Below are 23,396 nucleotides of genomic sequence, written 5' to 3'. Positions count from 1 at the left end.
TTTAGCTTGTAATCGTGTATTACTTGCGTTTCGTAATTATATTTACTTTTGCGCTAATGCATTTTCATTCGCCCGGGTTATTGTGGTTTTTGCTGTTGGGCTTGATTCCGCTTATTATCCATCTGTTTCGTTTCAGACGCTATCGCAAGGTGGAATTCACGCGGGTGGATTTGCTCAAACAGATTACTGTCAAAACAGGCTTGGGCAACAAGTTGCGTAAACTTGTGTTGATGACTTTGCGGATTTTGGGCATACTTGCTTTGGTGTTTGCCTTTGCATTACCTTTTATTCCTGACCGCAATACACAAAGCAATAACCCCAAAAATAAGTTGATTATTTTTCTTGATAATTCTCTCAGCATGAGTGGTGACGGGGCAGAAGGACCTGTTTTTGAAGCTACCAAGAACCGTGCAAGGGCTTTGGTCAAAGATTTCTCAAACGAATTTAGTTTCTATCTCCTCAGCCATTCGCAAGAGCAAGATTTTGCAAGGGCTATGGACAAAGATGAAATCTTGCAGGAGATAGATAAACTGCCTTTGTCCAACCACAGTTTTACCGAAAAGGATATATTTTCTATCATGCGTTCACTCTCAGACAAAAACAGCATTGCGGTTTATATTTCAGATTTCAGACAAGGGTTTATAAAAAATATGCCTGAGAATATTGATACAAGCGGTGTTCACTATTGGTTGAGTGTTCCGGCTAACCAGTCTGAGAATATTGCGATTGATTCTGCTTGGTTCTTTTCGCCTCAATTGTTGCCTGAAGAAATTGCACAACTCAATGTCAAGTTAAGTAATTACGGCAAGGAAGATATGAAGGATGTTACTTTGCGTTTGGTGGAAAATGAGATAGCAAAAGGAGTCGTGAATGTGGACATAGACGCAGGTAAAAGCAAAGTGGTTATACTTCCGTTTAATACCGGTAGCGAAGGGTGGAAAAATGTTATGCTTGAACTGCCGGGAGATGACTACCATTTTGACGACCATTATTATTTGACCTATAAAGTGCAAAAAGGCTCTAAAGGCTTGGTGTTGAACGACAAAGGAGAATCGCCTTATCTGAAAGCATTATTTACCCAAAATGCAGGATTTGAAGTGGATTTTATTTCGCCTTTGCAAATTGTTTTTGACAAATTGGGAGATATGGATTTTGTGGTTTGCGATGGATTGAACAATGTTAGCACCGGTTTGGCAGATGAATTAACAAAATTTGTGGAAGCCGGAGGGAATCTTATTGTCTTTCCAAGTACTAACCCTGCTCAGAATGCAGCCAATCAAATTTTGCAAAGAATGCAGGCGGGCGGTTTTTCAGATTTGAATGTTCAAAATATTTCTGCTGAATTATGGGATTTGAAAGAACCATTGTTACATGGAATTTTTCAGAACACACCCAAAGATATTGATTTGCCGTCTGTGTATCAATATTACACGCTCTTGCCGGGCGCGAGGCAAAATGTTTTTTGGAAATTAAAAAACGGCAGTCCGTTGGCAGTCCGTACAAAGCGTGGAGCAGGTGTTATATTTTCTGCTGCTGTTGCTTTGGACAAATCTTTCAGTAACCTTGTTATGCACCCTTTCTTTGTACCGTTCATGCTCAGGGTGGCAACTTTCAAAGAGGCGGAAAGTCAACTTGCTTATGAAACCGGAACTGAGGGTATGCTGAACCTCAAAGGAATAAAAATAGCAAAAGATGAAGTGTGGAAACTGAAAAATCAGACCTTGGAATTGATACCGGAGATAGTGATGCGCGACAATCACTCGTATTTGATTACACATGGCAGTATTGTAGAACCGGGAATTTATTCTTTGGTGGATGCACAAAACACCGAAAAATACCGTTTCGCCTTCAACCTGCCGCGAGGTGAATCTGTGGAAGCTATTGAAACTGCGGATAATTTGAAACAGGTTGCTGCTAAGATGGGTGTGAAACTGCTGTTCGACAAACCTGAGTTTGTGTCCAATGAGGTCAAAAGGGCAGGAGAGGGCACTCCGCTTTGGAAATATTTTGTGTCTGCGGCTCTTTTGTTTTTGATTGCAGAAATGATTTTGTTGCGAATTTGGAAAGTTTAATATTGCAAATGTAAAATGAGTAAAGCTAAATTACTGCAAGGTTTAATCGTAACTAACTCAAAATCAAGTATTGATGGCGCAACTGTTGATATTTTGCTTTCGGGTTCAGAGGCTCGTATTGTAAAACACAACAGCCAAAAGGGAGATTTTGAAATCATCAATTATGCAGGATGTATGCTCACACCTGCTTTTACTGATTTGAGTTTTAGTCTGCCCGACCCCGGATTTGAATACAGAGAAAATTTTGAAAGTGCTGAAAAATTGGCACTTGCCTCCGGTTTTCAACGTTTGTGCTGCTTGCCCAATACCGACCCTGTGATTGATGGAAAGTCAGAAGTAAATTATTATATCAAAAACAGCCGTCAGTCCAAAATAGATTTTTTGCCATTGGGAGCTATAAGCAAAGAGCTCAAAGGCGAAGAAATGGCAGAATTGTATGACATGCACTTAGCAGGTGCAGTGGCTTTCAGCAATGCAGACAAAGCCATTAAGCAATCAGGATTGCTCAAAAGAGCTTTGCAATATGTACAATCATTCAATGGTTTGATTTTCAGTTTTCCATTTGACGAGACGGTCTCTGTGGGAGGCGTGATGCACGAAGGCGAAATTTCTGTTAGTTTAGGTTTGAAAGGATTGCCTGAACTGTCCGAATTTCTGATGGTTAAAAGAGATTTAGAAATTTTGAGATATGCCGGAGGTCGCTTGCATTTTTCGGGTATTAGTTGTGCGGAATCTGTGGCAATGATCAAGGAAGCAAAAAAGGAAGGACTACAAGTAACTTGCGATGTGCGTGCTATGAATCTTCTGTTTACGGATGAAAACCTAAAAGGATTTGATTCTGTCTTCAAAGTAATGCCTCCACTCCGAACAGAAAAACATCGCAAGGCGTTGATAGCAGGACTTAAAGACGGAACGATTGATGCCATCAGCAGCGGTCACAGACCTTTGGACACCGAAGTAACCGATGTGGAATTTATGTATGCTAAATATGGAGCAAGTACACTGCAATCTATTTGGTCAAAATTGTTGGAAGAGTTAGCCGGCAAAATAGGCGCATCCAAACTTGCTGCACTCTTGTCATCAGGTCCCGAAACGGTTTTGGGAATAAAGGCTGACACATTTGCATACGGTGTGATTGACAATTTTGTGATTACACGCGACAATGCCAAACAAATCCTAAACAAAACCAACAACCTATCTTTGTCTGCCAATTCCCCTTTCATGGGCGCAAGCCACCAATACCTTGTTGCAGCCGTTTTTATTAAAAATAAATTAACCATACACAAATAAGAAAACAATGGAATACAATGAAAACCATACAGACTATCCAAGTTTGCTGAAAACGCACAAACCATATAAAGTCGCACTCAAATACGGCATATTGCTCGCTCTCCTTACAATCATTATAGACCTGACATTTTTCATTATTACCAACAACCCTACTGCTACAAGTAGTGGCGGGCTTTCAATATTGCAAATGGTAATTCTGGGTGCGCTCACCATTTATTTAGCTGCCAAAGAACATTCATTTAAAGATTTACAGGGTTTTATTCCTTATAAAAGAATCATGGGTATTGGGGCTTTGGTAGGTTTGTTCAGCGGTTTGCTCACAGGTATATACGCGATTTTGAAAGCACAATATATGTATGATGCCAATCTGGACATTGAGTTGCGCATTACTGAAGAACTTGAAAAAACTGCTTCTACTATGTCAACAGAGGATTATGAAAATGCAAAAGCAATGGCAATTAAATTTGCTAAGTTTTTTCTTTCACCTCCCATTTTGCTAATCATGTCTGTTTTGTTTTCATGTTTTTGGTCTTTTATTCTCAGTCTGTTGGTAGGTCTTGGATTTAAGAAAGAATTTCCACAGGAATAAACACTATCTATGAAAAATATCTCTGTTGTCATACCGCTTCTGAACGAAGATGAATCCATTCCCGAACTGATTGAATGGATAGAATCCGTGATGGAAAAAAACAATTTTTCTTATGAAGTTATTATGGTTGATGACGGAAGTACTGACAATAGTTGGAAAATCATTAGTGCTCTCAACGCACGCAACCCGGATATCAAAGGCATTCGTTTTAGGAGAAATTACGGGAAGTCTGCTGCATTGAATGAAGGGTTCGCCAAATCTAAAGGAGAAGTTGTGATTACAATGGATGCCGACCTGCAAGACAGTCCCGATGAAATACCCGAACTCTATCGCATGATTAAAGAGGAGGGATTTGACTTGGTCAGCGGTTGGAAGAAAGTGCGTCATGACAATACATTTACCAAAAATATTCCGTCAAAACTTTATAACGGAGTGAACAGAAAGCTTTCGGGGCTGAAACTGCACGACATGAACTGCGGTCTGAAAGCTTATACACACGAAGTGGTAAACAATATTGAACTATATGGTGATATGCACCGCTACATCCCGGTTTTAGCAAAGAATGCAGGATTTAGAAAAATTGGTGAGAAGGTTGTGCAGCACAGGGCACGCAAATACGGGAAAACAAAGTTTGGATTAAACCGATTCGTCAATGGATTCTTGGACTTGTTGACGCTGACTTTTGTAGGAAGATTTGCAAAAAAACCCATGCACTTTTTTGGCGTATGGGGCGTGTTGTTTTTCTTCTTGGGGTTTTGCACTTCGCTCGGTATTGGAATTCATAAAATGTGGGCTTTGTATAATGGTCATCAAGCACCTTTAGTAACTTCTACCCCTTATTTTTATATTGCATTGCTCTGTATGATTTTGGGTGTGCAACTCTTTCTGGCAGGTTTTCTTGGAGAACTGATTACGCGAGACAGCAGAGACAGAAATGCTTATTCAGTAAAAGAAACATTAGGTTTGACACCATTATCGTAATCAATTTATGATAATACTGAAAATGGATATTTACTCTCTAAGAATGACTTTGTAAATTAGTTTTTAATAAAGTTTTTTCTTTATCAGATAAACTGCTAATTCTTTATTCGGCTTTTTGAATCTTGGGTTTATTGAAGTAATTCATATACTTCATACCTTTTGTTATGTAGTTAGGGTCGTAAGTGCTGGGCATTCCTGCCGGGTGCGGTCTGCCGGTGTTGTGAATATGGAAAGCATCTTTGTATTTGCCTTTGCGAAGCAAATTGCCATAGGTTTCATTAATCCATTTTACGCCCCAATAAACTGCATCATCGCTCCTGATATCCGCGATTTTGATATTCAACAACAGACATTTGTACCCCATCAACTGAAACGGTCCCCAAGAACTTGCTAAATTGCGCAGTGCATCATCGCTTGCATCGCGCAACATTTCGGGGGTAACATGCTCGTAATTAGAAAGTGTGCCTTCTTTCACTTTCTTAAGTTTCTTATAAACATGGGATTCAAAGCGAGGTTTAACCACCTTTCTGCCCGAACATTCAAGCATACATAAGGCTTTTAGAAAATGAGGAGGAAGGTTAAAAGTCTTCGCAGCTAATTCTATGTTCTTGCCATAATTAATTTCTACTTGCTCTAAACCTGAGGGATTAAATTGAGTTTCAAAATATTTGAGCGATTGAATGCGGTGCTTGTAAATGTATATTGAAGTAGCTGCGAGCAGTGCTAACAGAAACAACCAAAATATCTTTTTACCTTTCTTTTTCTTGCGCACCATGATATCTACTTATTATGAATAAAAAGACTATTTACTGCCAATTCTCCGTCTGCAAATATCTGATAATAAATGGCAACATAGATAGCCAAATAACTCACCTGCATTGTGTGGAAATTATTAAACTCAAAGCTTCTGTTTTTGTGGTATCATCAGGTTCAAAATAAAACTCAAACCCACCACCAGCACACATCCTATCATATTCAGCCAGAGGAAAGCAACTACATCTTTGAAATACAGGGAGATGACTAAAATTTCACTCAATACAGTTGCCCACAGCACAGCCGTTGAATTCAATTTTTTGCTGACAAAAGCAGTAACAAACACTCCTAAAATAGTTCCGTAGAATAAAGACCCCAGCAGGTTTACGGCTTCAATAAGGCTGTCGAGTCGGGTTGCCAAAAACGCAAACATAACAGCTATAATGCCCCATATTGCGGTAGCAATTTTAGATACATTCACATAGTGCCTGTCGCTGGCTTGGGTCTTAAAAAGCCTTTTGTAGAAATCAATTACCACCGTGCCCGACAACGCATTCAACTCGGATGAAGTAGAACTCCATGAAGCAGAAAAAATAACGGCAATCAGCAGTCCGATTAAGCCGACCGGCAAATGATGCAATACAAAATAGAGAAAAATATAATTGGTGTCGTTGGTGTCTGCTGTGGGTACTGCTTTATTTATCAGGGTTTTTGCATCTTTTCGCAAGACTTGTTTGTCATGCTCAATTTCTTTGAGTTGAATGCTTGTTTGTTCTATACCGGCTTCATTTTTTGTTTTGTAATAATTAAGAAAATCGCGGGCTGTCTTCTTGTGTTCTTCTTCCAAAACAGTAAACTTTTGTTCATAGCTGCGGTACTCTGCTGCATAAGGCGTTGCCTGAACCTGTTCCATCAGTTTATTGTTAAAAACCAATGGTTGTGGAGCAAAAATATAAAACACATAGAGAGCCACACCAATAAACAATATCCCGAACTGCATCGGAATTTTAACCACTGCATTCATGAGCAAACCCTGTGTGCTTTCCTTTATGGATTTGCCTGCCAAATAACGTCCTACTTGCGACTGGTCTGTTCCGAAATAACTCAAAGCCAGAAAAAAACCACCCAGCAACCCGCTCCACACATTGTATTTATCCGACAAGTCAAAATCAGTAACCAGTGCATTGAGTTTTCCTGCTTTTCCGCTCAGGTGCAGGCTGTTCATAAAGCTGACATCGGGAGGCATGAGTGTGAAAATCATATAGCCCGCAAAGAACATACCCGCCAGAATCACTATCATCTGTTGCAGTTGTGTATGTGCAACCGCCTTAGCCCCGCCCGTGAGAGTGTATATGACCACCAGCAACCCCATTGCCACACAAGTTACATAGATGTTCCAGCCCAAAAGGGATGACAACACCAAAGCCGGAGCATAGATAGTCAGTCCCGTTGCCAGTCCGCGCTGCAACAAAAACAGAAAAGCCGTCAGTACGCGCACGCGCACATCAAAGCGTTGCTCCAGAAACTCATAAGCCGTTACCACCTTCAAGCGATGATAAGCCGGCACCAAAACCGCAGACACCACAATCATGGCAAGAGGCAAGCCGAAATAGTATTGCACAAAACGCATTCCGTCTGTAAACGCCTGACCCGGTGCTGACAGAAAAGTAATAGCACTTGCCTGCGTTGCCATCACAGAAAACATGACCTTGTACCACGAAAGAGAATTGTCGCCCAAAAAATAGCCTTTCAAATCCTTCTGTCCTCGACCTTTGTAGATGCCCGCTACCACAATCAGAACAAGGGTAAAAATCAATACAGACCAATCAATCCACGACATAGTTTATGAAAAATAACGGGTCAATAAGCCAAACAAAACAATGAGCAGCAACAGCCACATCAGCACAAATACAAACCACCTGAATGCTCCGTCAAAAGGTTCTTGGATTTTCATGAGAGGCAACAAATAAAAGCCTTATTTGCCAATCCTGCAACACGGGCGCAAATAAAAACGCGAACAGGAACTGCTGTGTTGCAATTTATTTTTATCTCCCCAAAATTTGCATTTATTTTTTATATTGTTTTTACTTTGCAGTACAACTTGCCTTCCAAGCCATGTTAACATTAATGGATATATTGTCAGCAGACAGCGGCAAAGTAACGTTTCAGTCCTCTCAGGAGATACGGCTGCGTTCGGGTTTTGTGGCAGAAGCGGGGAGCGAGTTCAGGGCGTATATAGACGATATACCGTTTTGTTCGCTTACCAAGTGGGAGATGGATTCTGTTATCCCTCACGCCATGGTGTTTCCGCTTGGGGTTGAAAATATTGCGGTTACAAACTCCGAACATAAAATTGTAGTATATCCCAATCCGAGCACAGGGAGTGTAAGTATTGTTTTCCCGCAAGCAGGGACTTATTATCTTTTTAACTCGTTGGGTGCTGTTTTGCATACTTTTGTAACAGAAGCCCCCCAAGCGGAGATTACGACTATGGAGCTTCATGCTTCGGGGCTTTATTTTTTGGTTGCAGACAGCCCTGACATCAGTCCGTTTAAATTTATCATCACTCAATAATAAAAAGCCATGAAAACACAAAATGTAATTTGGATTGCTCTGCTGTTTACAATAACAGGGAGCATTGTTTGTCTTGCTTCTTGCAAGAAACAACAACAGACCTATACGGTAAAAGGGTATATGTACATAGGGGAGAGTAAAACCCCGTATGGGAATCAGTCTTTTGATGTAGGGGTTTACGACAAGGATAAGGGCTGGCTTAACACGAAAGACGGGTATGTGTGGCAATCTACTATCGGAACAGCCAAATCAAACAATGACGGGTATATTGAGTTTAGCTATTCGCACCAAAGAAAAGGGAAGTTTTTAAAATTCACACAGGACTTGACGGGCTTATACAAGGATGCAGAATTTCTAATCCCTATCAACACAGATGTAACTGTGGAGTTTTACAAGCCTCCTCACGGCTGGGCGGCTATATTTCTTAATACCAATGGGAAGCTTAGTGGGAAGGATACTTTCTTTATTTATCATAGAAAATTTTTTACTAGTATAACAGAACCATTCCCTGATGGCTATGAAATTGATACTGTATTAGGTAACTTTAATGGTTTGATAAAAACCATTAAAGTACCTAATACAGAGTTTAGTATTCATGCAGGAAAAGTTAACAATGGCAAGCCAAAACCAGAAGTTTACTTGTCCCCTGAAATTACAGGCCATCCCCACATAGACAGTATCTATATAGAATATTGAGCAATGGATGTTGTATCAGCAGACAGCGGCAAAGTAACGTTTCAGTCCTCTCAGGAGATACGGCTGCGTCCGGGTTTTGTGGCAGAAGCTGGGAGCGAGTTCAGGGCGCATATAGACGATATTCCGTTTTGTTCGCTGGCAGACGAAGCAATACTGCTCCGTGTGCCTGAGCGGCACTCTGCGTGATATGGCAGGGGATTAAAAAAAAATATTTTTGAAAATTGCATTGTAAGAAAAAATACATACTTTTGCACCTCTAAATTTTAGGACGATGGCAATTACAATAATAAGAAGAAAGGCTAGAAAGAATATCAGCAGGGCAAAGCAGAGAACGATAGATATTACCAATCTGAAGAAGATTGTTTACATCAAATCTCCCTACAAAGGAGAGTCCGGAATTATATTGGAAGATAAGTAACCCTTATCTTCGCATTAGTGCGTTCACACAAATAACAGATTAAGCGAGAATAGCTCAGTTGGTAGAGCGCAACCTTGCCAAGGTTGAGGTCGCGAGTTCGAACCTCGTTTCTCGCTCAAAATCCCGCACAGACGGGATTTTTTGTTCATATACATCACAAACTGCCCGAGTGGTGGAATGGTAGACACGCAGGACTTAAAATCCTGTGACCTTTATCGGTTGTGCGGGTTCAAGTCCCGCCTCGGGTACCAAGCAGTTCTTTTTGTCGCTTCGCACACCCGTGCGGGGAGGAAAGTCCGGGCAGTACAGAACAGTATGCTTCCTAACAGGAAGGGTTTTGCTCTCGCAGAATACAGACAGTATTACAGAAAATAACCGCCCTGAGATTGTCGAAGGGTAAGGGTGAAAATGCAGGGTAAGAGCCTGCGAGTTTGTGTGGCAACATACAGACTGAATAAACCTCATACACTGAAAAGCCAAATAAGCTGACCTTGGAGGGCTGTTCGCCCAAGCTTAACATAGTTAGCAGGTCAGTGGGTGGGCTGATAGAGTTTGGTTGCGAAACCATTCCCAGATAAATGACAAAATTCGGCTTGCCGAAAACAGAACCCGGCTTACAGAACTGCTTTTTTTTCATATACTATTTAAAATTTATCGTTTATTGCATGGGCATTTGTGCCATATCATTTTCGACATTAAAATAATTATAAAAACGTTGAGCTAGTCGATAAGAAGTATATGTATGTATATTGCATATATTATACATATTTTAATTGTCTATCTTCGTCATGTTCTTTAATTTGTTTAGGCTCTAGACCAGAAGATTTTTAAAAAATGACTTGTTCTTTTGAAAAAGAACAACTATTTAGCTGTTCCTTTTCGCAAGATTTTTTTGTTTTTCCTGTTTCAAATTTAGTAAAAGTTCCCACAACTCTTTTTCCATTTCTTGATTTGTTTTTCGCCAGCGCCACTTGCATTCTTTTAGATGTAATCCAAAGGTGCTTTTTACGCCATTAAACTTCGCCAATCTACGTTTTGTAAAACTCCAAAAACTTTTAATACCATTTATGTGAACGCCATTTCTGTTGGAAAAACTTTTGCTTTTATCTATCCGAAAATGTTTGTCATATCCAATATCTAACAAACCACTATATCCTCGCCAACCATCAGTAAACACAATACTGTCAGGACTTACCTTTCCTTTGATTACTTTGCGTAAAGTTTCTCTTTTTGCATCAGGAATTAGCTCTGTATAAACTCGTCCATCTCTTTCAAAAATTCCAAACACAGCTTGTTTCCAAGTTCCTCGCCCACGTTTCTGTGGCATATTTATTCCGCGTAATCTTTTTGCTCCAAAATAACTTTCGTCTAATTCAATTTCGCCAAAAAACAGCCGCTTATCGTTCTGTTGTTTGGTGAAAAAGGCATCTCTAAATATTCGATAATAATGATTGATAGTTTTGCGAATCAAATTCAAAATTTCGGCTGTTTTAGTCGCTTCAATATCTGAACAAAAACACCCTATGAGTTTTTTAATTTTGTAATCGCTCAATTTACTATATTTTACAAGCATTTCAGAACAAATTTATACTTTTGTTCTGGTCTTAAGCCTATACGATTGATATGAGACTGATGGAAGAGTTTGAAATCAAGGGAAGTGGAGAATATGAGTTTGGCAGTTCCATGCCTGCAGGCGTTTATTGTGTGCAGACCCTTGATTTGCACGGGGTGAGCACAACCCAAAAAGTAATTAAGTATTGATTTGTAGAAGTCATTCAGTCCCAAGAGTGGCTTACATGCGCTGACATATTGTTATAGTTTTGAATTTCATTCAAACTATTTATACTTATTTTAAAATAGCCTGTTTAATCGAATATGCTATGGTGGTCTTGCAATTTGATTAATTTTGTGCCGGCAAAAAACACAGAATAATGGCTATTATTATAACAGACGAGTGTATAAATTGTGGTGCCTGCGAGCCGGAGTGCCCAAACAATGCAATATATGAATCCGGTGCTGAATGGAGTATTTCAGATGGTACATCAGTTACCGGCTCTTTTACTCTGGAGAATGGAGAAATAACAGATGTAGATACCAGACATTCCGCACTTTCCAATGAAGTATATTATATAGTTCCTGATAAATGTACTGAGTGCAAGGGGTTTCATGATGAGCCACAATGCGCTGCTGTATGTCCTGTGGATTGTTGTATTCCTGACATTGGAAGGGTTGAAACAGAGGAGCAGCTATTGGCTAAGAAAGATAAACTTCACCCAAACGGATAAAAAATGCAGGGTATCTGCCGCCTGTCGTGGATGCCTCTAAGGGCAAAACCGGAATCTTCTTCTGAAATGGTGAGCAGTTTGCTGTTTGGCGAAACCTATCAGGTTGTAAAACAGCTTGTTGATTGGCTTGAGGTTGTTACTGATTTTGATGATTACCGTGGTTTTATCTCATCTGACTTGTTTCATGACAATCCTTTTGCTCAGATTCATTCAAAAAAACGCATTATTACGAATAGTTTTTTAGTTACCGAATTGCCCGGTTTTCCTCCTATTATGCCGGGTGGCGGTGTTTTGCATGATGATGAAATCCCATTATTTGATGCAAAACTTAGTGAATTAAATCCTCAACAAAACCTTGCTGAGGCAATTTGCAAGACGGCTTTGACTTTTTTAGGAACCCCATATCTCTGGGGAGGACGCTCTTTTTCTGGAATTGATTGTTCTGGGTTTACTCAGGTTGTGTATAAAATGAATGGTATTGCAATTCCACGAGATTCACGTCCTCAGGCTGCTTTTTGCAAGAATATTTCTTTTGGAGACAGAGCTAAAGGAGATTTATTGTTTTTCGGCAAAACAACAGAAAAAATAACCCATGTAGGCATCTATTTAGGCGGGGATAAAGTCATTCATGCAAGCGGACAGGTAAGAATTGACCACGTTACCCAACAGGGAATTTTTACGGAATCAGGGAAGCAAAGCCACGCTTTTATTTGTGCGGGGAGGGTTTTTGAAGAGCAACTTTAAATTGATACTTGCTGTTACGATTTAAGTTTACAGAAACCCATACGCAGCCCAATAGTTGCAAGCGGAAGAGGGAAGTAAAATCCATCATAGATGTTAAAAGGTATAGGGTAAGACAATCCTAAGTGTGGCTCAATTACCAAGTTTGAAGATATAACGCTTTTACGGCTGAGTTTAAACCCCGGAATTAGTGCAAAATCATTTATAAACTCGGATTCTCTTCTCGTGTATTCAACTCCCAAATAGCCGCTGATAAAAAAACCTTGATAATCTTTCGGTTTGAAATACCTCCTTTTTTCCATTAAAAATTCAACGCCAAAAACAGGTTCGTAAATAGCAAAAAACGGACTAACAATTCCAACACCACCCGAAAATAACAAACTGGTTTTCTCTTTTTTAGCTACTTCGTAACTGTAAATCCCTTTTATGGAATAATTGAGTAAGGTATATTGGTAGGCAGGTTGAACTACATCGCTTTTTGCCTTTTGAATTAGCAACAGAACTATTATCAGGGTCAGGTATTTTTTCATTTTTGTGTTTTTATTTTCACAATCATTTTTCTCCCCACAAGTACACCGCAATATTAGAAGTTTCAAGAACAACTTAAAACTAAAAATTCACAACTAAAAACTTGTCCCCCCTACACATTAAACCGAAAGTGCATACAATCTCCGTCTTGCACTATGTATTCTTTGCCTTCAACAGCCAGCTTTCCGGCTTCTTTGATGGAAGTTTCTGATTTATAGTGAATGTAGTCGTTGTATTTAATTACTTCTGCACGAATAAATCCTTTCTCGAAATCGGTATGGATAACTCCGGCAGCTTGCGGAGCTTTGAATCCCTTAGTGATTGTCCATGCGCGTACTTCTTTCTCGCCTACGGTGAAATAAGTAATATAATCCAACAGTTTGTACGCAGCTCTGATGAGTTTAGCCAATCCGCTTTCGCTCAATCCATAATCCTTTAGGAACATAGCTCTTTCTTCGGGGTCTTCCAATTCGGCAATCTCGGCTTCCAAGGCAGCAGAAATGATAATGACCTCTGCGTTTTCCTCTTTGGCTATTGCTTTGACAGCCTCTACCCATTGGTTGCCGTTCAGTCCTGATTCGTCCACGTTGCAGACGTAAAGAATGGGTTTAACAGTCAGTAAGTTCAAGTCGTCTATTAATTCCAGTTCTTCTTTTTCAAGTCCTAAAGAGCGTGCAGATTTGCCTTGTTCAAGATGTGCTTTTACTTTGAGTAGAACTTCGTGTGTGCGAGCTGCGTCTTTATCCCCTCCGGCTTTTGCGGCTTTAGCAACTTTATTGATGCGTGCATCCACAGATTCAAGGTCTTTAAACTGTAATTCGGTATCAATAATATCCTTGTCTCGGATGGGGTCTATACCGCCTTCAACGTGGATGATATTGTCGTTCTCAAAACATCTGAGCACATGCAAAATGGCATGTGTGCTTCTGATATTGCCCAAAAATTGATTGCCAAGACCTTCGCCTTTGCTTGCACCTTTTACAAGTCCTGCTATGTCCACAATCTCAATGGTAGCGGGTACCACATTCTGTGGTTTTGCCACTTTGGTTAATTCTTCCAATCGAGGATCGGGGACTGTAATGATACCGATATTAGGTTCAATTGTACAAAAAGGAAAGTTTGCTGCCTGTGCTTTTGCATTGGTCAGACAGTTGAAAAGAGTTGATTTGCCAACGTTGGGCAAACCCACTATACCACATTTTAGAGCCATTTATTTTCCGTTACTTTTTAAGAGTTCGCCTATGTCTTTCATTATTCTTTCAGCCAAGTTGTCTGCCAAGGTTGCAGACTTACTTTCTGCATAAATTCGGATGATGGGTTCGGTGTTTGATTTTCTCAAATGTACCCATTCATCATCAAATTCTATTTTAACCCCATCAATGGTATTGATTGGATTTCGTTTGTATTTTGCTTGTATCTTTTCGAGAATCAAATCAGGTGCAAAGTTGTCGTCTATACTGATTTTGTTTTTGGAAATCACATAATGAGGGAGAGTTGACCTATACGTAGAGGCCTTTTTCCCGATTTTTGCCAAGTGTGACAAAAATAGTGCTATTCCAACCAAGGCATCTCTTCCGTAGTGAACTTCGGGATAAATAACACCGCCATTTCCTTCTCCGCCAATAATGGCATTAGTGGCTTTCATCTGTTTGACTACATTCACTTCTCCTACAGCCGCAGCGGAATAGCTCATGCCTACTTTTTCGGTAATGTCGCGCAAAGCCCTTGTTGAGCTTAGGTTTGAGACGGTGTTGCCGGGTGTATGTTGGAGTACGTACTGTGCAACCGCAACCAAGGTATATTCTTCGCCAAACATTTCTCCGTTTTCGCACACAAGTGCAAGTCTGTCCACATCGGGGTCAACGCTGATGCCAAGGTCTGCTTTATGAGACTTGACTGTTTGAGATAATTCGGAAAGATTTTCAGGGAGTGGTTCGGGGTTATGAGCAAAGTGTCCGCTTGGTTCACAATTAATTTCTATTACTTCACTAACACCCAAAGCTTTTAATAACTTGGGGACAGCAATACCACCGGTTGAGTTTACGGCATCTACCGCTATTCTAAATTGCTTCTTTTTGATTGCCTCCACATCTACTAATGGCATTTCTAAAATTCGTTCAATATGGCGGTCTATATATCCTCCGTGTTGATGCTGGATAGCACCCAATTGGGTAACTTCGGCATATTTAAAATCAGCTTTTTCTGCTAAGTCCAATACCTTTCCTGCTTGTATTTCATCTAAGAACTCTCCATCGTTATTGAGTAATTTCAGCGCGTTCCATTGTTTGGGGTTATGGCTGGCAGTAATAATAATCCCGCCTGCGGCTTTCATTTCGCTCACGGCTAATTCTACGGAAGGAGTGGTGCTTAATCCTAAGTCCACTACATTAAAGCCCTTAGAAATGAGTGTTGAGTTTACAATTCCGGCAACCATTTGTCCTGAGAGCCGAGCATCCCTGCCGACTACGATGGTTTTGCCCCATTTTTCTTGGGAAATAAACTCGGCAAAAGCGGAAGTGAATTTAACAATATCTAATGGTGTAAGATTATTGCCGGGCAAGCCTCCAATGGTGCCTCTGATTCCTGAAATTGATTTAATTAAAGACATCTTTATACCTCGTAATTAATGGGAGTGCGAAAATAACATTCTTTGTCGTTCTTTTACCCAAATTTTAAGCCAAAACTACACAGTTAATTTTTAATTTCCTTTTTCTGTACCTATTCTCCACAATTTTCCTTGATTTATTTGTGTTGCAGGAGCAAAATTGGTAGAATAAAGTTGTCCTGTACCCAATCCTTGGTGTAAAGGGGTGTTTTTGGCAGAAACCCATTGAGCAATAGCGTTTAAGCCAATATTGCTTTCCAATGCAGAGGTTGCCCACCAGCCTATTTGCATTTTTTCTGCCAGTGTTATCCACTGGTCTGAAACCGCCAACCCTCCAATAAGAGAGGGTTTGAGAACAATCCATTGAGGACGAACCTTTTTGAGTAATGTCGCCCCTTCTTTGGCTATATTAATTCCGATAAGCTCTTCGTCAAGTGCAATACTGACAGGCGATTTGGAACAGATTTCTTCCAGATTATCCCATTGTCCTTTGGCAATAGGTTGCTCTATGCTGTGTATGTCAAAGCGTTTAAGCTCTTTGAGCATCAACAGGGCATCGGCAATAGGAAATGCACCGTTGGCATCTACCCTGATTTGTAATCGTGAACTGTCTGCAAGTGATCTGATTTGTGCAATCATGCTACATTCTTTGTCAAAATCGCTAGCGCCAATTTTAAACTTAAGGCAATCAAAACCGTCCAACAACTTGGATTTTGCTTCTGTCAGCATTTCTTCCAAATTCGACATCCATACGAGTCCGTTAATTTTAATTCCGGCTTGACCTCGACTGTAAGGGGTGTCAAACAGTATTTGTCTGCCACCACTTTTCAAATCTAACAATGCAGTCTCATGTGCAAATTTGAAAGCCGGATATTGTTGCATAATTTCAGGCGCAAGCTCCGTTCCGCTGTTCAGTATTGCAAAGAGGTGCTCTAATTCAATGTCAAATCCATCAAAATCTTCGGGGCTGAGACCCGGGATGATGCCACATTCTCCGTACCCCGCTATGTTTGGGTTATGTGTGTCAAACACTTTGATAATCCATAATTTTCGCTCACTGAGTGCACCTCGACTTGTGGTAGCCGGTTTTTTATATTCTAAGGTATGGGGTGTTATTTCAAATCTTAAAGCCATGACAACAAAGGAAGAATCAATACGGAAATGGAAAAATATTTGAGTTCGCGCATGTAATAAGGAAATGGCGTTTGATTATTTGCTACTGCTATCTTCATTACCCTGAACCCGAATACCAAAAATGCCACTATCAAAACAAAAAGTTTAACTCCCACAGTTTTATCTGTCAGCGAGATAAAAATGGCATAACTGCTGAGCATTACAAGCGTTAATGTATAATAATAAAATTTGGCTTTGTTGTAGCCCAGTAATACAGGCACCGTAATCTTACCGGATTTTCTGTCTTTATCAATATCTCGAATGTTATTTATGGTAAGTACCGCTGCCGAAGCAAAACCCATACAGCATGATGAAGATATACAAGCAATTATTGCGTTGTTATTTAGAGCAAAGAAATCGTTTGAATTTTGTAAATAGATACAACCCAATACAGCAACAGGTCCAAAGAAAATAAATACATACAAATCACCTAAGGCTTTGTATCCATATGCATTTTTCCCAACTGTATAGGTAATGGATGCTAAAATCGCCAGTAATCCGACAGCTAACATGAATATAAATCCGTTGGTGAAATCTCCATCAAAAGCCGTCCATAATAAATTAAATCCCGCAATCAACGAAAACAAAGAAAGAAGTACTATGGCAAGTTTCATTTTGCCCTCTGTCATTGCACCGGATGACATAGCTCTGTCTTTTCTTTGGGCATGCAAGTCTGTCCCTTTTTTGAAGTCCCCATAATCATTGGCATAATTTGATAAAATCTGCAACAACATAGCTGTGATGAAACTCCAAAGACTGATTGTAAAATTGTAATTGTCGGGGCTGAATAACCTTGTACAAATATCGCCCATTGCCACTACTGCTGTTGCCAACGGGAGCGTGCGCAAACGTGCAGCACTTAGGTATGCTTTCACAAAAACCTCCTCTTGACGAGATATAAGAATTCTGAAACCAGTTTTTCTTTCTTTTTCCAATCAAAGTTAGGTGCAATTTCATTACCCAAATATTTGAGTGTTGCTTGTAGATTTCCTATATCCTCGATTCTTTGGAGTGTGTTGCGATAAGCATCTTGTTTTCCCTCAAAGAGTTCGTCTATGTATTGATGCTTTTGGCTGATAGACACCGTGTTGTAGAAGTTAGTGATGGGCGCACTTTGCAATTTGTGAGAAATGTCATTAGATAGTGTCTTTTTGGCGGTAATCTCTTGTAAAACCTGGACTAACCAATCTTGAAGGTTCCCTGCTTGGGCATTTGGATTGTCTGCAAATGACACTTTGTTTTGTTCTACTTTTTGTGTAGTAGGTTGATTTGATTCGTTCTCAGCTATTGATTCTTCTATTGTGCTTTCCGGTTCTGTTATATCTTCTTTTGTTTCTTCAATCACTTCCTCGATTTTTTCATCCTCAATTACTTCTTTCTCAATGTCTTCAGTCATCACAAACTCTTCTCCCGGCTCATTATTCACAGGCGATGGCGCATTCACTGTATCTTCTTTCTCAAGCTCTTGTGCGGGCTTGTCAATTGCGGGAGTTGTATCTTGGATTTGGATTTCATTTTGGATTGCATTTTCCTTTTCTACCGGCTTTTCGGTTGGAGTCATGTCAAAAAGCTCTTGAACCGGTTTCTTTTCCTCTGCTTTCTCAGTTTTGAAATTGCTGCTGGGCAGGTGTGGTTTAAGAAAGTGGCGTTCTTTTGACTCTTCTATTTTCTTGTCTTTTTCTTTACATTCTTCATATAAATCTTGAGCAATGTCATATAAGTCAAATACTCTTTGTTTGATTAAATCTGAGTAGAATTGACGTCTTGAACTGTTGTGCTCAATATCTCGGGTCAGACCGGAAATTTCCTGAGCAATTTTTTTGATTTTTTGAGTAAGCAGGTCAATGTTCATGGACAGCAAAGTTAGTGTATCTGCACGATGATAAAAGAAAGTTAAAAACACTTAATTGTGAAGATGTGTATTTCTTTGGATTATCGTGTATTGAGCGAGAAATGATATTGCCGGATATAGGTTTGATTTATGTTCTTGGATGTAGCCAATTTATAATAGCTCTTTGAATACACTTTTATATACTTTTGCCGGTCATCTCATAATAGACATTGTGAAAGTTCGATTTTCAATCAAAAGTATTTTCACTTCTTTTTTCAATCGCTGGTCTTTGCTTTCGCTTGCTTTGACAGGGTTGAGTTTGGTGATATATGCATGGAAACCTTCCATTTTGCCGTTCTCGTTTATAACTTTTACACTCAGCGCACTGTGGTCTTTATGCTTTTGGAATTTTGCAGGTGATATTGTTCAGCTTTTGTCCCGCATTCCCTCGCTTGTAATACGCGCATTAATGGCTTTGTTCTTGCCCATTATTTTTATTGTTGGAATCAAGGTTTACTTGGAGTTCAAAGTGTTTTTGGATGACAATCTGATTGTATTTGTGATGGACGACCCTGAATACTTAGTCAATCTGCTTCATGTTTTTTTTAGTAATATCTGGATAGTATTATCCTATCTTTTGCTATCCATATTAACATTTTGGTATTTCTCTCATAGTGCAGTTTATAAACAAAAGGGCTATGTGAGAATCATTATCTTACTTTTGTTGGTTGCCATTGGTCAAAACCAGTTTGGCAAATACGGAGATACAAAATTTGCCACGATTGATACAACTTATCTTTTTACAAGCAAAAAGTACCTCCGAGAGAAAGACCAAAGGGGCAAACGCAAATACCTCAAACCTTCGGAATCGCGCATAGAGCCTGCGCACGGGACTTCTTCCCAATATAATATTGTGATTATTTTGCAAGAATCAATGAGTGCAGAGCCCCTTTCGCTTTATGGATACAACAATCCTTATACGCCTTTTATGCAATCATGGTACGAAAACGAAAAGTCGCAATTTGTGGTGTTTACGGATGCTATGTCTATTTCCGGATGCACCAATGTCAGTGTTCCTTCATTGTTTACGGGTGTAGGTCCCGAAGAGCCTTATGATAAGCTAATGCAGATGCCTTTTATGTGGGATTATGCAAAAGCCAACGGATATTCAACAGCAATCATTTCATCTCAACGATTTACTTGGGATAATTTCAGGTATTTTGTAAAAAACAAAAACTTAGATATTCTTTATACCCATGAGGATTCTGATTTAAAAACCATCAACGACCTTGGGGTAGATGATATTGCCATGACTTTGCGGGCAAAGCAACAGATTGAATCCCTGCCCAAAAACAAACCGATATTTTTTATTTATAACACAAACGCACTGCACAAACCTTTTCAGGATGCTTCTTCGTTGCTTACTATACCGGTAGAAATCAAGGATAGGTATGGCAAAGCATTGTATATCATAGACAAAAGTGTTGAAAATATTTACAAAGCCTTTCAAGCACGCGGAGAACTTGATAAGACAATCTTTGTCTTTACTGCAGACCATGGAGAATATGCTATCAAACGAGAGTCTCGATTAGGGTCTTTCCTTAAAGAAGCTTTGCAAATCCCTGTTTATATCAGGTTGCCCAAATCGTGGATAGACCAAAATCCATTGCAATATAAGGCTTTGATTGCCAATGCAGACAAGCGTGTAACCAATTTAGATTTGATGCCTACATTGGTTGATTTTTTAGGCGCTCAACAATCCAATTTGCAGACTTATGAACGTTATAGCGGAACTTCGCTTTTTGATAGCATCAGCAACAGCCGTACAATTATTGCACTTAGCACGAACGAAGTACGAATTTGGTCAAATGAAGGACTGGGTATTTATCAGGATTCTTTTAGTTATATAATCGATAATCTGCATCATTCGCAATTGTACAATCTAAACCAAGATCCCAACCAATACCACAATATTATCAATGATTTTCCACAGCCATATTTCGATGATTTTCATACGCTCATCAGGAATAATCAAGAACTTTCACGCATTTATACTAATTATGCAAAGTAATAATTTGTTTAAATGTGATTTGTGAGATGGGTTCAAACATATAAGCACCTGAGTATTGCAGACACGAATATCCTCAAGGGATTCGCCATTCTGCTTATTGGTTTTCATAATTTCTTTAACAATATTGAATTCTTTTCGGGCTTTGGTATCAATGAATTTTATTTTGCCAAAGGTCAACTGCATGCGTGGTTGGCTTATCTGTCATATAACCCATTTGAGTGGTTTGTGGGATTGTTGACATTCATGGGGCATTATGGCGTTTCGGCTTTTGTATTAATTAGTGGATATGGTCTCGCCATGGGGTTCAAAAACAAGACAATTCGCTTGTCCCAATTCTACCTTTCCAGACTCAAAAAGATTTATCCTACTTTTTTCTTAGGGGTTGTGATTGCTGTTATTATTGCGCTGTTGTTTCATAGATATACAACACAAAGCGAACTTTGGGAGAGCGTGTTTTGGAAACTGAGTTTGCTTTCACCATTCAATTCCAAAATGTTATTTGCTTTGTATGGACCTTGGTGGTTTTTTGGACTTATTTTTCAATTATATGCTCTGTTTCCTCTACTTTTATTTTTACTGAAAAAGAATTTGAATGTTTTGTTTTGGTCGCTGTTGGGGGTGTTGTTTGTTCTGCCTCATACGGGGATTTTTCTTACAAATGAAAACTACTATGCAAGCGCTCTATATCAGCTTCCAATATTTGGTTTGGGAGTTTTTCTGGGTTCTAAAAATGAGTTAAAACTGCCCCGGTTTTTGTTCATTCCGGCTTTGTTTTGTCTGCTATATGGGCAAGGGAATTTTGTGATTTGGAAATTTACACATCTCTCAGCTGCTGTTTTAATTTTTCTATTTGTAATTTTTATAAGGAACAAACAATGGAAAGTCAATAAAATATTAACAATATGCGGTGTTCTGTCCTTTCATTTCTTTGTCATTCATCCCATTATTAGATCTTCTTTTGTAGCATTAGCCGAAAGAATACATTCTATTTACTTTACTACTGCTTTAAGTTTTGTATATGTGGCAGTCGGATTTGGACTTGCTTGGGTGTTTATGTTGCTTGACAATCGGTTCAAAAAATGGGTATTCAAGGAGCAGGTATAATCGGTCAGTTTGATTTTGCTTAATTTCTAAAACAGAATAGCAGCCACAATTCTAAGCTATTAATCTCTTATATTTGCGCACGCTAAATAAAGGATATAGCATTTATATATCTGATTATTAATAAGATAGAATTGAATAAAAATATGAAAGTCGGAATCCCAAAGGAGTTAAACCTTGACGAATCAAGGGTCGCAGCCACTCCCAAAACGGTCAAAAGGTTGATGAAGCAAGGCTTTGATGTGTACATTGAAAAAGGTGCCGGTTTAAAATCCAATTTTTCAGATCAAGAATTTGAAGAATCAGGTGCACACATTGTGAACACGGCAAAGGAAATATATGCAGAAAGTGATATTGTCCTCAAAGTGCTTGAACCTACCGCAACAGAAGTGAGCCAAATGAAAGAAGGCTTGGTATTACTTAGTTATTTGTGGCCTGCACGCAATCAAGATTTGCTGCAAAAACTTGCTGACCAGAAAGTGAATGCAGTGGCTATGGATGCTATTCCGCGTATTTCGAGAGCGCAAAAAATGGATGTATTGTCTTCTATGGCAAACATCGCAGGATACAGGGCTGTAATTGAAGGTGCATATCACTTTGGGCGATTTCTAAACGGACAAATAACCGCAGCCGGCAAAGTCGAGCCCGCCAAAGTATTGGTAGTGGGGGCAGGTGTTGCAGGTCTTGCTGCTATTGGTGCTGCTAATTCTTTGGGTGCAATCGTCAGGGCATTTGATACAAGAAAGGAAGTAGCTGAGCAAATTGAGTCAATGGGTGCACAGTTTTTGACTGTCGAAATTGATGAAGACGGTGCAACCTCCTCAGGATATTCCAAAGTAATGAGTAAGGAGTTTATTGAAGCAGAAATGAAACTCTTTCTTGAACAAGCCAAACAGGTTGATATTATTATTACCACCGCCCAAATACCGGGCAAAGAAGCTCCTAAATTAATTTTGGATTATCACGTTGCTGCCATGAAGCCCGGCTCTGTCATTGTTGACCTTGCGGCTTCTACTGGCGGAAACTGTGTTTTTACAAAAAACGGAGAGGTATTTACCACAGACAATGGGGTTATTATCGTTGGTAAATTAGATCAACTACCTGCCCAAGCATCACAGCTATATGGAAACAACCTTTGTCACCTGCTTGATGATATGGGTAAGGCTGAAAAATTCAAGATTGATTTTGAAGATGCCGTTGTATCAAGAGCGATGGTTACGCATGACGGGATGATTAACTGGCCTCCTGCGCCATTGCCCGTAAGTCCACAAAAACCCAAAGTGGAAATCAAAGAAAAATCGGTGGATGAAATCAGAGCAGAGGAAGCCCAAAAGGTTAAAAAGAAAACAACCAATTTATTTATTCAGTTAGGGGTTGTAGGTGCTTTGTTGTTTTTTGTGGGACAATTTGCCGAAGCACAGTTTATGCAGCATTTCACAGTGTTTGTGTTGGCTGTTTTTGTAGGTTGGAATTTGATTTGGAATGTTACCCATGCCTTACACACACCTTTAATGGCGATTACCAATGCTATCAGTGGTATTATTGTAATTGGTGGCTTGCTTCAGGTAACGGATGATTTTTCTAACCCCGTTACCATTGTAGCCTTCTTTGCTATTTTGGTTGCAAGTATCAATATTGTCGGAGGTTTCTTCGTAACCCAACGTATGTTAAAAATGTTTAAAAAATAA

Annotated in this window: 22 protein-coding genes, 2 tRNA genes and 1 other RNA gene; 16 read left to right on the top strand and 9 right to left on the bottom strand. The window is 39.5% G+C overall.

The features are described 5' to 3' along the window. Positions 1–56 precede the first annotated feature (56 nt). The 4 genes from M9892_06405 to M9892_06390 are packed head-to-tail and all read left to right on the top strand — an operon-like array spanning position 57 to position 4,932. A complete protein-coding gene (locus M9892_06405) occupies positions 57–2,072 on the top strand; it encodes a BatA domain-containing protein (protein MCO5253972.1) in 2,016 nt (671 codons plus the stop codon). 15 nt (positions 2,073–2,087) lie between these two features. Further along, a complete protein-coding gene (locus M9892_06400) occupies positions 2,088–3,362 on the top strand; it encodes a dihydroorotase (GenBank protein MCO5253971.1) in 1,275 nt (424 codons plus the stop codon). Between the two features lie 7 nt (positions 3,363–3,369). Beyond that, complete coding sequence (locus M9892_06395; protein ID MCO5253970.1) at positions 3,370–3,951, top strand: DUF4199 domain-containing protein; 582 nt, start codon at positions 3,370–3,372, stop codon at positions 3,949–3,951. Between the two features lie 9 nt (positions 3,952–3,960). After that, the gene (locus M9892_06390; protein ID MCO5253969.1) at positions 3,961–4,932 is read left to right on the top strand and encodes a glycosyltransferase; all 972 of its coding nucleotides are present in this window, start codon (positions 3,961–3,963) and stop codon (positions 4,930–4,932) included. 103 nt (positions 4,933–5,035) lie between these two features. On the opposite strand, the gene M9892_06385 is transcribed toward M9892_06390, so the two are convergent. Continuing rightward, complete coding sequence (locus tag M9892_06385) at positions 5,036–5,707, bottom strand: hypothetical protein (protein MCO5253968.1); 672 nt, start codon at positions 5,705–5,707, stop codon at positions 5,036–5,038. A 123-nt stretch (positions 5,708–5,830) separates the two neighbouring features. Further along, entirely contained in the window at positions 5,831–7,525 is a 1,695-nt protein-coding gene (locus M9892_06380) for a sodium:solute symporter (GenBank protein MCO5253967.1), read from the bottom strand. Between the two features lie 287 nt (positions 7,526–7,812). Between M9892_06380 and M9892_06375 the strand changes: the two genes are divergently transcribed. The 6 genes from M9892_06375 to rnpB all read left to right on the top strand — a co-directional run bounded on the left by M9892_06375 (position 7,813) and on the right by rnpB (position 10,006). Then, positions 7,813–8,259: a T9SS type A sorting domain-containing protein gene (locus M9892_06375; GenBank protein MCO5253966.1), complete on the top strand. Its 447-nt coding sequence runs from the start codon at positions 7,813–7,815 to the stop codon at positions 8,257–8,259. 9 nt (positions 8,260–8,268) lie between these two features. Beyond that, on the top strand, positions 8,269–8,955 hold the full coding sequence (locus tag M9892_06370; GenBank protein MCO5253965.1) for a hypothetical protein: 687 nt from the start codon (positions 8,269–8,271) through the stop codon (positions 8,953–8,955). Positions 8,956–9,226: 271 nt separating this feature from the next. Further along, complete coding sequence (locus M9892_06365; protein MCO5253964.1) at positions 9,227–9,373, top strand: hypothetical protein; 147 nt, start codon at positions 9,227–9,229, stop codon at positions 9,371–9,373. Between the two features lie 43 nt (positions 9,374–9,416). Then, positions 9,417–9,489 (top strand) — tRNA-Gly (locus M9892_06360). A gap of 47 nt (positions 9,490–9,536) precedes the next feature. Then, positions 9,537–9,624, top strand: a tRNA-Leu gene (locus tag M9892_06355). Next, an RNA gene (gene rnpB / locus M9892_06350) (RNase P RNA component class A) lies at positions 9,623–10,006 on the top strand. The genes M9892_06355 and rnpB overlap by 2 nt, the downstream gene beginning before the upstream one ends. A gap of 232 nt (positions 10,007–10,238) precedes the next feature. On the opposite strand, the gene M9892_06345 is transcribed toward rnpB, so the two are convergent. After that, on the bottom strand, positions 10,239–10,946 hold the full coding sequence (locus tag M9892_06345) for an IS1595 family transposase (GenBank protein ID MCO5253963.1): 708 nt from the start codon (positions 10,944–10,946) through the stop codon (positions 10,239–10,241). Positions 10,947–10,996: 50 nt separating this feature from the next. On the opposite strand from M9892_06345, the gene M9892_06340 reads away from it, so the two are divergent. From M9892_06340 to M9892_06330, 3 genes are all read left to right on the top strand, one after another. Next, positions 10,997–11,134: a hypothetical protein gene (locus M9892_06340; protein ID MCO5253962.1), complete on the top strand. Its 138-nt coding sequence runs from the start codon at positions 10,997–10,999 to the stop codon at positions 11,132–11,134. Between the two features lie 170 nt (positions 11,135–11,304). Beyond that, positions 11,305–11,658 (top strand): 4Fe-4S dicluster domain-containing protein, encoded by a 354-nt coding sequence (locus M9892_06335; protein ID MCO5253961.1) that lies wholly within the window; start codon positions 11,305–11,307, stop codon positions 11,656–11,658. Positions 11,659–11,661: 3 nt separating this feature from the next. Next, positions 11,662–12,402, top strand: coding sequence for a C40 family peptidase (locus M9892_06330; protein MCO5253960.1), 741 nt, complete (start codon positions 11,662–11,664; stop codon positions 12,400–12,402). Positions 12,403–12,416: 14 nt separating this feature from the next. On the opposite strand, the gene M9892_06325 is transcribed toward M9892_06330, so the two are convergent. The 6 genes from M9892_06325 to M9892_06300 all read right to left on the bottom strand — a co-directional run bounded on the left by M9892_06325 (position 12,417) and on the right by M9892_06300 (position 18,557). Beyond that, positions 12,417–12,929 carry a hypothetical protein gene (locus M9892_06325; GenBank protein ID MCO5253959.1) on the bottom strand — a complete coding sequence of 171 codons (513 nt, stop codon included), beginning with the start codon at positions 12,927–12,929 and terminating at the stop codon, positions 12,417–12,419. A gap of 110 nt (positions 12,930–13,039) precedes the next feature. After that, the gene (gene ychF / locus M9892_06320) at positions 13,040–14,137 is read right to left on the bottom strand and encodes a redox-regulated ATPase YchF (GenBank protein MCO5253958.1); all 1,098 of its coding nucleotides are present in this window, start codon (positions 14,135–14,137) and stop codon (positions 13,040–13,042) included. Continuing rightward, a complete protein-coding gene (gene glmM / locus M9892_06315; GenBank protein ID MCO5253957.1) occupies positions 14,138–15,535 on the bottom strand; it encodes a phosphoglucosamine mutase in 1,398 nt (465 codons plus the stop codon). 90 nt (positions 15,536–15,625) lie between these two features. Beyond that, complete coding sequence (locus M9892_06310) at positions 15,626–16,666, bottom strand: o-succinylbenzoate synthase (protein ID MCO5253956.1); 1,041 nt, start codon at positions 16,664–16,666, stop codon at positions 15,626–15,628. After that, complete coding sequence (menA, locus tag M9892_06305) at positions 16,657–17,640, bottom strand: 1,4-dihydroxy-2-naphthoate octaprenyltransferase (GenBank protein ID MCO5253955.1); 984 nt, start codon at positions 17,638–17,640, stop codon at positions 16,657–16,659. Before menA ends, M9892_06310 begins: the two co-directional genes overlap by 10 nt. Then, on the bottom strand, positions 17,577–18,557 hold the full coding sequence (locus M9892_06300; protein MCO5253954.1) for a hypothetical protein: 981 nt from the start codon (positions 18,555–18,557) through the stop codon (positions 17,577–17,579). The genes menA and M9892_06300 overlap by 64 nt, the downstream gene beginning before the upstream one ends. Before the next feature lie 163 nt (positions 18,558–18,720). Between M9892_06300 and M9892_06295 the strand changes: the two genes are divergently transcribed. The 3 genes from M9892_06295 (at position 18,721) to M9892_06285 (ending at position 23,396) form a co-directional block, all read left to right on the top strand. Beyond that, a complete protein-coding gene (locus M9892_06295; protein ID MCO5253953.1) occupies positions 18,721–20,607 on the top strand; it encodes a sulfatase-like hydrolase/transferase in 1,887 nt (628 codons plus the stop codon). Between the two features lie 21 nt (positions 20,608–20,628). Then, positions 20,629–21,711, top strand: a complete 1,083-nt coding sequence (locus tag M9892_06290) for an acyltransferase (protein ID MCO5253952.1) — start codon at positions 20,629–20,631, stop codon at positions 21,709–21,711. Positions 21,712–21,854: 143 nt separating this feature from the next. Further along, the gene (locus tag M9892_06285; GenBank protein MCO5253951.1) at positions 21,855–23,396 is read left to right on the top strand and encodes a Re/Si-specific NAD(P)(+) transhydrogenase subunit alpha; all 1,542 of its coding nucleotides are present in this window, start codon (positions 21,855–21,857) and stop codon (positions 23,394–23,396) included.

This window comes from Bacteroidota bacterium (assembly GCA_023957335.1).
Taxonomy (GTDB): domain Bacteria; phylum Bacteroidota; class Bacteroidia; order NS11-12g; family UBA955; genus JALOAG01.
Note: the sequence above shows the minus strand (reverse complement) of the source record. Positions and strands in the feature narration are given on the sequence as shown.